Raw genomic sequence first — 11,024 nt, 5'->3', positions numbered from 1 at the left:
TCCGTAGGGTATGAATCGACAGAAGTTTTGTCCGTGCTCTGCAGTGCAGTCAGGAGCGTCAGAGAAGCTTGAAACCCTCCAGCAGGAGCCCATACAACAGACCGATACGGATCATGTCCAGAAGCTGACGGCCCAGATGATTGTTGTGATCCCTGGCCCAGTGACGCCTCACGCGCACCATCACCTCTAGAACCCCAACGCTCAACATGGATGCCAGCGGATCCATCAGATTGAGGGAACCGGAAATGGCAGGAATACCGTTTCCGAGCATGAAGCTTCCCGTCAGGGCGATCAGGAGGAGGGAGGCACGACGCCAGGGATTCTTCGCCCAACGGTCGAGCCGAGTCGAGGCTTCTCCAAGGCTTTGTTGAAGCTGGGTTGACTGAAGACGGGCGGTCATGAGGGAAGCCGCTCAGAGAAGAGGCAGGGAGGTGCACTGGTGATCCCCATCACCCGACCCAGACCCTGCCGAACGATGTTTACACCATTCCTAGTGCTTTTGCCTTTATCAAGCGCTACATCTTGGACTGAAAATAAAAAACCCAGGCACGGCCTGGGTCGGATGATGGGGACTGGCGAAGGAAAGCTTGTTCCTCGCAATTTGGCAAGAGGGCCGTCGAAATCAGTCGGATTCAGCTTTGGCCTTGCGAGAGCTCTTGCCTTCGAGCAGTTCAAGCAGGGCTTCCATCTGCGCCATCACACCACGCACTTCGCCGGCTTCTGGTAGGAGGCCGTCTTCCATGACGCCTTGGTGCATTTCGCGCAATTCCTGACGGATATAACGCAGATGACTCACCACCTGTTCGCGTTTTGACTGAGACATTTACCGAGATCTTCTCAACGTCTCTTTTACCGCATGACCCCGCAGCACTGCATTCTTGGGGTGTCTTCAGCGGCGGGCCAGGCCGCCGGCCATGAGAATCAGCAGGTAAGTCAGCAGTGCGGACGGGCGCACCGGAATTGAAGCGAACACGGCACATCCCAGAACGGTCATGAGAAGCGGTCGAAAGCTTCGGCGTGTGACCATCCGAAGATTCATCACGAACGGCGGGCGAACTGGGATCTCGCCTCTCCGTAGAACGTGCTGTCGATCAGATCACGCTTCTGCTCAATTGCTATTGATTCGATCCTGCGACGGACCGCTGGACGAACAAAGAAGGGAACTTCGCGAAGCGCTTCTTCGGCGTCGGACGTCCAATTCATAACGTCCATTCTAGAATGACTCATGGAGGATAGGGGATTCGAACCCCTGACCTCTGCGGTGCGATCGCAGCGCTCTACCAGCTGAGCTAACCCCCCTTAACCGAAACCTAGCGTCTGTCTTTCGTTGAAGACGCCAGGCACAATGAAGGAAGCGTCCACGCTCTGCATGACGATCACGCCGGAGCGTCTGGCTTCCTTCGATGAAGCCTCGGTGGCCTCCCTGGCCCGTCGTCTTGAAGACGACGACTACCCAACCCCGTTTGAGGGCCTTAGCGACTGGCACCTGCTTCGTGCTCTGGCGATTCATCGCCCTGAGCTCACGCGTCCCTATGTGCACCTGATCGATCAGGAACCCTTCGACGAGGACTGACCGATGGACGGGCTGCTGCAGGGACGGCGAGTGGTTGTTGCGGCCTGCGGAAGCATCGCCGCTGTGAAGACACCACTGCTGGTGAGTGCTCTTGTTAAGGAGGGTGCGCAGGTCCGTTGCTTAGTGACCAGCAGTGGTGCCCAGCTTGTCAGTCCTGTCGCTCTGGCTTGTCTCAGTCGTCATTCCTGTCTTCAGGACGCTGATCAATGGGATCCGTCCCGCTCGCGACCTCTGCACATCGAGCTCGCGGAATGGGCCGATTTGGTGATCGTGGCACCGCTGAGCGCCAGTAGCCTCTCTCGATGGGTGCACGGTGAGGGCGAAGGACTGCTTGCCAGTCTTCTGTTGGCCTGTGAGTGCCCGGTTCTGGCTGCAGGAGCCATGAACACCGCCATGTGGCAACACCCGGCGGTTCAGCGCAACTGGCTCACGCTCCATGGAGATCCTCGGGTGCTGCCCCTGGCTCCGGAGGCCGGATTGCTGGCGTGTGACCGCGTCGGGACCGGACGGATGGCTGCTCCGGAGTGCGTCGTGCTGGCTGCCGCCAGCATGTTTTTGCAGGCTGACAAGCAGGGGAGGCTGCGTTGCGATTGGCGCGGCAAGCGTGTGCTGATCAGTGCTGGGCCCACGCAGGAACCGCTGGATTCTGTGCGCCTGATGAGTAACCGCAGCAGCGGCCGCATGGGCGTTCTGCTCGCGCAAGCGGCACGCTTCCGTGGTGCTTACGTTGATTTGGTGCATGGTCCGCTGAAGGTTCCAGAGGCCTGGCTGGAGGGTCTGAACTGTCTGCCGGCTTTCAGCAGCGCCGCAATGGAGCTCTGCCTGTTGGAGCATCAACCACGCGCCGATGCCGTGTTGATGTGCGCAGCCGTTGCGGATTTGCGGCGCAAGTGCTTGGAGGATTCATCCAAACTTCCCAAAGGCGAGCTCATGAAGACGATTGCTGAGGGCTGGGAGCAGGTGCCGGACCTGCTTCAGTTGCTGCGGTCAAGACGTCCTTCCCGGCAGCGCCTGCTGGGTTTTGCTGCATTAGCTGGAGACGATAAAACCTTGCTCCAGCGCGGTTATGAGAAGTATCAGGCCAAAGGGTGTGACCTGTTGATGGTCAATCCGATCGATCGCCCGAATCAGGGTCTTGACTGCGACCTGAACGGTGGCTGGCTCATCGGCCCCGGTGAACGCCAGGAGGAAATGCCTGCCATGCACAAGTTCGCTCTGGCACACGATCTGCTGGATCGGCTCAGCCAGCTTGGCGATTAGGCCGCCATATCAGCAGGTCCCTGATCGAGCAGTGCGATGAAGGTTTTGAGTTGCAGCCGAGGGATATAGGGCCAGCCACCGCTGCGCTCAAGGGTCTGAAGAAAGCTAAAGAGCTGCTGGCGATCTTCCGGAAGGCTGTTGCGAAACGCTCCCTCTTGAACGTCGCGGTGAAGGGCTTCAAGCTCTCTAAGGAAGAGGAGAAGTGCCTCAGGCTTATCGCGTTGGTCGTCGGCAAGCGCCCGAAGCTGCTCAAGCATTGGCTGAAGCTGAGCCTGGATCATGGATTCATCGTTGCGCTGCACGCCGATCGCTTCACGTTGTTGAGAGGTTGCGAACCTAGCGGGAGTGGCCGATCAGCTTCTGTAGGATCCGCCTCATCGGTGGACATTGTCACCACCCGGCCATTCGGCAACTCTCCCATGCGCTTCCGTCCTCTGCTGGCCCTGGTGCTGGCCTTCTGTCTCACGGTTGTCACCGCCTGCAGCGGCGGTGCACAGGCCGTTGAACGTTCCAATGTCACTTACGACGACATCCGCAATACGGGTAAGGCCAACGACTGCCCAACCCTTTCAGACTCGGCTCGCGGTTCCATTGCGCTGACCCCTGGTGCTGATTACGAGCTCAGAGGGATCTGCATGCACCCCACGCAAGTCTTCGTTAAGGGTGAGCCTGCCAACAAACGACAAGAAGCACAATTTGTCGAAGGCAAAATCCTCACGCGCTACACCTCCAGTCTCGATGAGGTTTACGGCACACTTGAAGTCGGAGAAGACAGCCTGACCTTCACGGAAGAAGGTGGCATTGATTTTCAGCCGATCACTGTGCTGATTCCCGGAGGTGAAGAGTTTCCCTTCACGTTCTCCAGTAAGAGTCTGAGTGCCTCGGCCAACGGTGCCGCGATTACAACCAGCACTGATTTCGACGGAACATATCGGACCCCCAGCTACCGCACGAGCAACTTCATTGATCCCAAGGGCCGCGCTCTCACAACTGGTGTGGACTACCCACAAGGACTGATTGGCCTGGGTGGCGACTACAAGGAGCTGGAGACCGAGAACGTCAAGCGTTACATCGATGGTCAAGGTGTCATGAGTATGTCCATCACCAAAGTTGATCCTGAAACCGGAGAATTCGCCGGAGTCTTCTCAGCCATTCAGCCTTCAGACTCCGATATGGGTGGCCGTGAAATCGTTGATGTGAAGATCAATGGTGAGCTCTACGGTCGACTCGAGGAAGCCTGAGCTTCGTCGCTTCTTCCTCGCCAACCCGACCGAAGGGGGAGCATGCGCTCCCCTTTTTTTGTGCAATCTGGGACAATTCTCGAGCTTCCCGTTTCGATGAAGGCCTGTCATGACTGCCAGCACCACCTCAACACAGTCCTCAGGCGTGATTGCCCCCTATGGAGGGACCCTGGTTGATCTGATGGTGCCTGAGTCCGATCGGGCTTCTGTGAAAGCTTCAGCAACCACAAGTGTCGAATGCTCCGACCGCAACGCCTGCGACGTGGAGCTCCTCATCGTCGGTGGCTTCTCTCCTGAGCGCGGATTCATGCATCAGGCGGACTATGCCGCTGTTGTGGAAGGTCATCGCACGACCTCAGGTCATCTGTTCGGCCTGCCAATCGTCATGGACACCGATCGAGACGATGTGACGGTCGGAGACAAGGTGCTGCTCACCTACAAGGGTCAGGATCTTGCCGTTCTCACGGTTGAGGACAAGTGGGAGCCCGACAAGGTTGTGGAGGCAAAAGGCTGCTATGGCACCACATCCCTCGAGCATCCCGCAGTTCGGATGATTGCTACGGAACGCCGCCGCTTCTATCTCGGAGGGGTGATTCAGGGGCTTGAGCTCCCGAAGCGGGTGTTTCCCTGCAAGACCCCTGCGGAAGTGCGTGCCGGGTTGCCTGCTGGTGAAGACGTGGTCGCCTTCCAGTGCCGCAATCCCATCCACCGTGCTCACTACGAACTGTTCACGCGAGCTTTGGATGCCAGCAATGTGAGTGAGAAGGCCGTGGTGCTGGTTCATCCCACATGCGGTCCCACCCAGCAGGACGACATCCCCGGTGCGGTTCGGTTCCAGACCTATGAACGTCTTGCTGCTGAGGTGGACAATCCGCGCATTCGTTGGGCCTATCTCCCCTATGCCATGCACATGGCAGGACCTCGTGAAGCCCTGCAGCACATGATTATCCGCCGCAACTACGGCTGCACTCACTTCATCATTGGGCGCGATATGGCTGGTTGCAAGTCATCACTGACCGGAGATGACTTCTATGGCGCGTATGACGCACAGAACTTCGCTAAGGAATGTGCGCCGGAACTCACGATGGAGACGGTTCCATCCCTCAACTTGGTCTACACAGAGGAAGAGGGTTACGTGACGGCCGAACACGCCGAAGCCCGTGGTCTGCACGTGAGGAAACTCAGCGGCACGCAGTTCCGCAAGATGCTTCGCAGTGGTGAGGAGATTCCGGAATGGTTCGCGTTCCGTAGCGTGGTCGAGGTTCTGCGAGCCTCCTGACCCCTCAGGATCCCATTAACATTCCTTCATCTCAGGCGAGAAAACCTTGAACAAGCGATGGCGCAACGTAGGGCTTTATGTCCTGTTAGTAGTCGTGGTGATCGTGGTCGGAACGGCTTTCCTTGACCGTCCAGATCCCGCGGCGACGGCTCAAAACCTCCGTTACAGCGATTTCGTTGAGCAGGTTCAGGAGGATCAGGTCAGTCGAGTTCTGCTCTCTCCCGATCGCGGAACAGCACAGGTTGTGGCAACTGATGGCCGTCGATCTGAAGTGAATCTGGCTCCAGACAAGGATCTGCTCAAGATGCTCACGGATCACAACGTGGACATCGCTGTTCAGCCGTCCAGGCAACCGGGAGCCTGGCAACAGGCTGCTTCGAGCTTGATCTTTCCGGTTCTTCTGCTTGGAGGTCTTTTCTTTCTCTTCCGCCGCGCTCAATCCGGTGGTGGCGGTGGGAACCCGGCCATGAATTTCGGCAAAAGCAAGGCCCGAGTTCAAATGGAACCCTCCACTCAGATCACGTTTGGAGATGTGGCTGGAATCGAGGGAGCCAAGCTTGAATTGACTGAGGTGGTGGATTTCCTCAAGAACCCTGATCGCTTTACTGCGGTTGGCGCCAAGATTCCGAAGGGTGTCCTGCTCGTTGGCCCTCCCGGAACTGGCAAAACGCTGCTCGCCAAGGCTGTGGCTGGTGAAGCTGGCGTTCCGTTCTTCTCCATCTCCGGTTCGGAGTTTGTGGAAATGTTTGTGGGTGTCGGTGCCAGCCGCGTTCGTGATCTGTTCGAGCAGGCCAAGAAAAATGCCCCTTGCATCGTCTTCATTGATGAAATCGATGCGGTTGGCCGCCAGCGTGGCGCTGGTCTCGGTGGAGGTAACGATGAGCGCGAACAGACGCTGAATCAGCTGCTCACCGAAATGGATGGTTTCGAGGGCAACACGGGGATCATCATCGTCGCTGCCACGAACCGTCCCGATGTGCTGGACGCAGCACTGATGCGTCCAGGCCGTTTCGACCGGCAGGTTGTCGTGGACCGTCCTGACTACGCCGGTCGTCTGCAGATTCTCAACGTGCATGCCCGAGGTAAGACCCTCTCGAAGGACGTCGATCTCGACAAAGTGGCGCGCCGCACCCCTGGCTACACCGGTGCTGATCTTTCCAATCTTCTGAATGAGGCTGCAATTCTTGCGGCCCGCCGCGATCTCAGTGAGGTGAGTAACGATGAAATCAGCGATGCCATTGAACGGGTGATGGCCGGTCCTGAGAAAAAAGACCGTGTAATGAGCGAACGTCGCAAGCGTCTGGTGGCTTACCACGAAGCTGGTCACGCCCTGGTTGGAGCGCTGATGCCCGATTACGACCCTGTTCAGAAGATTTCGATCATTCCCCGAGGCAATGCTGGTGGACTGACGTTCTTCACCCCCAGCGAGGAAAGGATGGAGTCAGGTCTGTATTCACGCACCTACCTCCAAAATCAGATGGCCGTGGCACTCGGTGGTCGGGTGGCCGAGGAAATCGTCTATGGGGAGGACGAGGTCACAACTGGAGCCTCCAACGACCTCCAGCAGGTGGCTCAGGTTGCCCGCCAAATGGTGACCCGTTTCGGCATGAGTGACAAACTCGGTCCGGTCGCTCTGGGCCGATCCCAGGGTGGGATGTTCCTGGGTCGGGACATCGCCGCTGAGCGTGATTTTTCTGAGGACACTGCTGCCACGATCGATGAAGAGGTGTCTGATCTGGTCGATGTCGCTTACAAGCGCGCGACCAAGGTGCTCGTCAGCAATCGGAGTGTTCTCGACGAGATCGCAGAGATGCTTGTGGAGCAGGAAACTGTTGATGCAGAAGAATTGCAAGAGCTTCTGATCCGCAGTGACGTCCGGGTTGCCGAATACGTCTGATCCTTCGGAGTGGCTGATCAGCTCATTAACCGATCAGCCCCTGCTAGTCGTTCTGCGACCAGGATCCAACGACTACCAAAACACCTTTGAGAGCACCCGCCTCTGCCATCAGTTGGATCAGCTGGTAGGGGCGGGTGTTTTGCATGTTGAGCTGGCCTGGGCGGTTCATCCCCGTTGGCCCACGCTCGTTGACGCGATCAGGGCGCGTTACCCAGAAGTCAGGCTGGGTGCGGCATCCGTGTCCACACTGCCGGCTCTGCAACAGGTCGCCAACCTGGGTCTTGGTTATGCCATGTCTCCACTTCTGGATCCCGAGTTGCAGTCCAAGGCGAGAGATTTGTGCTGTGTTCTGGTTCCTGGAGTCATGACGCCCTCTGAGATTCGATCAGCCCAAGCGCTTGGCTGCAGCTTGGTGAAGCTCTTCCCGGCTTCGGTACTCGGCGTCGACTATCGGCGTCAGATCTCGGCTCCCATGGGTGATCTCCCGTTCATGATTGCTGCCGGTGGACTGCGATGCACCGATCTGATTCCTTGGTTGGCTGCCGGCTACAACGCCGTCGCTCTGGGCCGGACCGTGTTCGTCGACGATGCCCTGGATCCTGGGATGAAGCCGTGGCTCGGTGGATGAGTTGAGACTCATCTGCTACAGATGAGAGAGATGTTTCTGTGCCGATGTCTCAGTTATCCATCAAGCTGAGCGACAAAGCCGATGCTCTCGTCGCTCAGCTTCAGAAAGAGATCTTCAACCGTCGCCGTAAGAAGGTCACGGCCGCAGGGGTTGTGGAAACGCTGGTTGAAAGCGGTGCCCGTTCGCAGTCCGACAAGCGATTCGCGACCTCTTGGGTGAATCTGATTAAAGACATCGAAAAAGCGGCCAAGCTTGCCAACGCCCATGGCAGCAAGCCTGCATCTTTGACGGACGAGGAGTGGGTGATGGTGCTGAGCCATCGCAACCGAGCTGCGTCGACAAGACCAGCCCGCAAGAAACCTGCGACTGCATCCAAGAAAGCCACGTCCGCTAGGCCTTTTAAAGCAGCGTCGAAATCAACGGCCAAACCCTCGTCAGCCAAGCCATCAGCTGTCAAAAAGCAGGCTGTTCCGAAGCCTGCTGCCAAAGCGTCTACAGGGACCGCTGCCAAACCCCGACCTGCCAAGAGGGCTCGCAAGCGCACTCAATCGTCGGCCGCTTCCGGCACTGTGGCGGGGCGGATGGCGAAAGCAGCAGCGCAGCTGGTCAGCGTCAATGGAATCGATTCGCCTGCCCGCAGCTAATCGCGGCTGGACTCCTTCACCACAAACTGCATTGGCCCTGCTGTCTCAGTAGATGATCGGCCAGAACGAGATTCACCATCGCTTCCACCATCGGAACGGCCCTCGGCAGGACGCAAGGGTCGTGCCTCCCTTTGGCGGCAAGGGTGGTGGCTTCGCCACGGTCGTTGATGGTCTGCTGTTCCTTGCGAATCGTTGCAGTTGGTTTGAAGGCCACGCGGATCACGATCGGCTCACCGTTGCTGATGCCTCCTTGGATTCCCCCGGAATTGTTGGAGGCCGTGCGCAGCCTTCCGTCGTCACTGGGAAGAAAAGCGTCATTGTGCTGGCTTCCTTTAAGCAGGGTGCCGGCGAAGCCTGAGCCGATTTCGAAGCCTTTGGTGGCGGGCAGGGACATCACGGCTTTGGCCAGATCCGCTTCCAGCTTGTCGAACACTGGCATTCCGAGGCCAACGGGCGGCCTTCTCACGACACATTCGATCAAGCCACCGCAGGAGTCACCTTCCTGTCCGATCGCTTCGATCCGTTCGATCATCCGTTCAGCCATCGTCGCGTCCGGGCAACGCACGATGTTGGCCTCCACGGCTTCACGCGTCACGGCACTGGCGTCCACCTCGGCCTCCAGATCGTGGATGCGTTTCACCCAGGCCACAACCTCTGTGCCATGGGATCGCTGCAGTATCTGCCGGGCAATGGCTCCAGCCGCCACTCGTCCGATGGTTTCCCGGGCCGAGGCTCTCCCTCCACCGCTGCGGGCCTGAATCCCATACTTCGCCTGATAAGTGGCGTCGGCATGGGAGGGGCGGAAGGCGACCTCCACTTCCTTGTAATCCTGCGGACGTTGATCTTTGTTGCGCACCACCATGGCGATCGGTGTGCCAAGGGTGATCCCATCCATCACACCGCTGAGGATCTCCACCTGGTCGGCTTCCTTTCGGGGTGTGGTGATCTTGCTTTGCCCAGGGCGTCTCCGATCGAGTTCAGCCTGAATGGCCACCAGGTCCAGTTCCAGTCTTGGCGGGCATCCTTCAAGGATCACCCCCACGCCGCCGCCATGGGACTCGCCGAAGGTGCTGATGCGGAACAGGGTGCCGAAACTGCTGCCCATGGAATGCCATCGATCGCCAAAGCGTAGATGTCAGAGCAGGTCAGGCAGCGCCCCCGGTGGATGCTGCTCAGCGGGTCGAGATCTCAGCATCTCGAAATCCTCGAACTGAAACCCTGGGCCGACGCAGCAGCTCACCAGGCTGTACTGCCCTTCCGTGCGGGCTGCCTGCCAGTGACCTGCCCGAACGGCGTGCAGAGGCTGGTGAAGTGACAGAACGTGTTGGAAAGCTTCGCTGCCATTCGGCTCCAGCGTCCAGAGGCTCAGAGGTGAGCCCTGCAGATGGATCCAGATTTCGTCGGCACCGTGCACGGCATGCCAGCAACTTTTGGATTCGGCATCCAGGAGAAAGAGGATGGCGGTGATGCTGCTGCGCTGCGCACCGTCGCTGCGGGTGACCTGTTCCGGGCTGCGGTGCATTTCCCTGTACCAGCCACCCTCGGGATGGGGATGCAGATTCCAGTCTTGGATGAGCTGCTCAACCACTTCGCGGGGGGTGTGGTCGGAAGATTGCGCTTGGTTGTCAGGTGTGTCCATCAGTGCAGTGGTTTGCGGAAGCGCATCAGGCCCCAACACAGTCGGCCGGCTTCACCTCCTTCCACCCAGTGGCCGAGGCCAGCATCCATGCGCTCGAGGTAGTCGGTACTGATGGTGCGGGTCAGCAGCTCACGGCGCTGCTTGAGCTCTTCACGCACGCGGCTGTAGTGCTTGACCAGCATGGGAGTTCGATCGTCCCAATGTGTTCGTTCAAGCCCAGCCACGTCAGCCCAGGTTCTGTAGCGCTCCGGGGAGCCGAGGTCTTGGAGGTGGATCCGCTCCAGGATCGCTGAGAGCGACTCGGCTGGAACGCCATCGGCGGCCATGGGGTCGGTCATTACCATCACACCGCCAGGCTTCAGTAGGCGCGACGCCTCATGCATCACTTTCTGACGGTCACCTGAGTGCAAGATTGCGTCTTGGCTCCAGATCACATCAGCACAGCCATCGTCCAGAGGAACCGACTCAAAGGAAGCGTTGTGAACGGTGATGGTCTGGTCGACACCGGCTTCGCGGTTGAGAAGCCGATGACGATCATTCTCAACGGCGGAAATATTGATGGCTTCGACCCGCACGTTGGGCCGTTGGCAGAGACGGCGAGCGGCACCCCCGTAGCCAGAGCCAAAATCCACCACAAGGCGCTCAGCTTGTCCATCGCCTAGCCCCTCACTGCCAATCAAGTCGATCAGGGTGTCGACTGTGCGCCGGCTGGCCGCGGCGATGGCTTCATCGGGTTCGGCATACAAGCCGATGTGAATGTCCTCGCCTCCCCAGATGTCGGCATAGAAGTGGTCGGCATCGGTGCTGTCGTAGTAGCTGGCAGCCGTGGCCGCGGCATCGGAGTAGGTGCTTTGCGTCATGGG

Annotated in this window: 15 protein-coding genes and 1 tRNA gene; 7 read left to right on the top strand and 9 right to left on the bottom strand. The window is 58.7% G+C overall.

Annotated features, from left to right (window positions below):
* Positions 1-58 precede the first annotated feature (58 nt).
* The 5 genes from WH7805_RS06870 to WH7805_RS06855 all read right to left on the bottom strand — a co-directional run bounded on the left by WH7805_RS06870 (position 59) and on the right by WH7805_RS06855 (position 1,299).
* Complete coding sequence (locus WH7805_RS06870; RefSeq protein WP_006042296.1) at positions 59-400, bottom strand: DUF565 domain-containing protein; 342 nt, start codon at positions 398-400, stop codon at positions 59-61.
* A 222-nt stretch (positions 401-622) separates the two neighbouring features.
* Entirely contained in the window at positions 623-823 is a 201-nt protein-coding gene (locus WH7805_RS06865; protein ID WP_006042295.1) for a hypothetical protein, read from the bottom strand.
* A gap of 66 nt (positions 824-889) precedes the next feature.
* Positions 890-1,027, bottom strand: coding sequence for a hypothetical protein (locus WH7805_RS14715; protein ID WP_198005783.1), 138 nt, complete (start codon positions 1,025-1,027; stop codon positions 890-892).
* Between the two features lie 11 nt (positions 1,028-1,038).
* Entirely contained in the window at positions 1,039-1,203 is a 165-nt protein-coding gene (locus tag WH7805_RS06860; RefSeq protein ID WP_006042293.1) for a PCP reductase family protein, read from the bottom strand.
* A gap of 23 nt (positions 1,204-1,226) precedes the next feature.
* Positions 1,227-1,299, bottom strand: a tRNA-Ala gene (locus WH7805_RS06855).
* Positions 1,300-1,369: 70 nt separating this feature from the next.
* Here WH7805_RS06855 and WH7805_RS06850 point away from each other — a divergent pair.
* Together WH7805_RS06850 and coaBC are read left to right on the top strand one after the other, a co-directional pair.
* The gene (locus WH7805_RS06850; protein WP_198005737.1) at positions 1,370-1,573 is read left to right on the top strand and encodes a DUF2555 domain-containing protein; all 204 of its coding nucleotides are present in this window, start codon (positions 1,370-1,372) and stop codon (positions 1,571-1,573) included.
* Positions 1,574-1,576: 3 nt separating this feature from the next.
* Entirely contained in the window at positions 1,577-2,833 is a 1,257-nt protein-coding gene (coaBC, locus tag WH7805_RS06845; protein ID WP_006042291.1) for a bifunctional phosphopantothenoylcysteine decarboxylase/phosphopantothenate--cysteine ligase CoaBC, read from the top strand.
* Here coaBC and WH7805_RS06840 read toward each other — a convergent pair.
* A complete protein-coding gene (locus WH7805_RS06840; RefSeq protein WP_050752019.1) occupies positions 2,830-3,114 on the bottom strand; it encodes a hypothetical protein in 285 nt (94 codons plus the stop codon). The two genes, coaBC and WH7805_RS06840, sit on opposite strands and share 4 nt — an antisense overlap.
* Positions 3,115-3,252: 138 nt before the next feature.
* Between WH7805_RS06840 and psbO the strand changes: the two genes are divergently transcribed.
* The 5 genes from psbO to WH7805_RS06815 all read left to right on the top strand — a co-directional run bounded on the left by psbO (position 3,253) and on the right by WH7805_RS06815 (position 8,522).
* Entirely contained in the window at positions 3,253-4,074 is an 822-nt protein-coding gene (gene psbO, locus WH7805_RS06835) for a photosystem II manganese-stabilizing polypeptide (protein WP_006042289.1), read from the top strand.
* Positions 4,075-4,183: 109 nt separating this feature from the next.
* On the top strand, positions 4,184-5,353 hold the full coding sequence (sat, locus tag WH7805_RS06830) for a sulfate adenylyltransferase (RefSeq protein WP_006042288.1): 1,170 nt from the start codon (positions 4,184-4,186) through the stop codon (positions 5,351-5,353).
* Positions 5,354-5,399: 46 nt separating this feature from the next.
* Positions 5,400-7,250 carry an ATP-dependent zinc metalloprotease FtsH3 gene (gene ftsH3, locus WH7805_RS06825; RefSeq protein ID WP_006042287.1) on the top strand — a complete coding sequence of 617 codons (1,851 nt, stop codon included), beginning with the start codon at positions 5,400-5,402 and terminating at the stop codon, positions 7,248-7,250.
* Complete coding sequence (locus WH7805_RS06820; protein WP_006042286.1) at positions 7,234-7,878, top strand: bifunctional 4-hydroxy-2-oxoglutarate aldolase/2-dehydro-3-deoxy-phosphogluconate aldolase; 645 nt, start codon at positions 7,234-7,236, stop codon at positions 7,876-7,878. Before ftsH3 ends, WH7805_RS06820 begins: the two co-directional genes overlap by 17 nt.
* A gap of 44 nt (positions 7,879-7,922) precedes the next feature.
* Positions 7,923-8,522 carry a hypothetical protein gene (locus tag WH7805_RS06815; RefSeq protein ID WP_006042285.1) on the top strand — a complete coding sequence of 200 codons (600 nt, stop codon included), beginning with the start codon at positions 7,923-7,925 and terminating at the stop codon, positions 8,520-8,522.
* Between the two features lie 16 nt (positions 8,523-8,538).
* On the opposite strand, the gene aroC is transcribed toward WH7805_RS06815, so the two are convergent.
* Genes aroC through WH7805_RS06800 form a run of 3 tightly spaced genes read right to left on the bottom strand, consistent with a single transcriptional unit; the run spans position 8,539 to position 11,021 of the window.
* On the bottom strand, positions 8,539-9,627 hold the full coding sequence (gene aroC / locus WH7805_RS06810) for a chorismate synthase (RefSeq protein WP_006042284.1): 1,089 nt from the start codon (positions 9,625-9,627) through the stop codon (positions 8,539-8,541).
* 30 nt (positions 9,628-9,657) lie between these two features.
* The gene (locus WH7805_RS06805; RefSeq protein ID WP_006042283.1) at positions 9,658-10,161 is read right to left on the bottom strand and encodes a cupin domain-containing protein; all 504 of its coding nucleotides are present in this window, start codon (positions 10,159-10,161) and stop codon (positions 9,658-9,660) included.
* A complete protein-coding gene (locus WH7805_RS06800; protein WP_006042282.1) occupies positions 10,161-11,021 on the bottom strand; it encodes a cyclopropane-fatty-acyl-phospholipid synthase family protein in 861 nt (286 codons plus the stop codon). The genes WH7805_RS06805 and WH7805_RS06800 overlap by 1 nt, the downstream gene beginning before the upstream one ends.
* Between the last annotated feature and the right edge of the window lie 3 nt (positions 11,022-11,024).

It is taken from the genome of Synechococcus sp. WH 7805 (genome assembly GCF_000153285.1).
Taxonomy (GTDB): Bacteria; Cyanobacteriota; Cyanobacteriia; order PCC-6307; family Cyanobiaceae; genus Synechococcus_C.
Note: the sequence above shows the minus strand (reverse complement) of the source record. Positions and strands in the feature narration are given on the sequence as shown.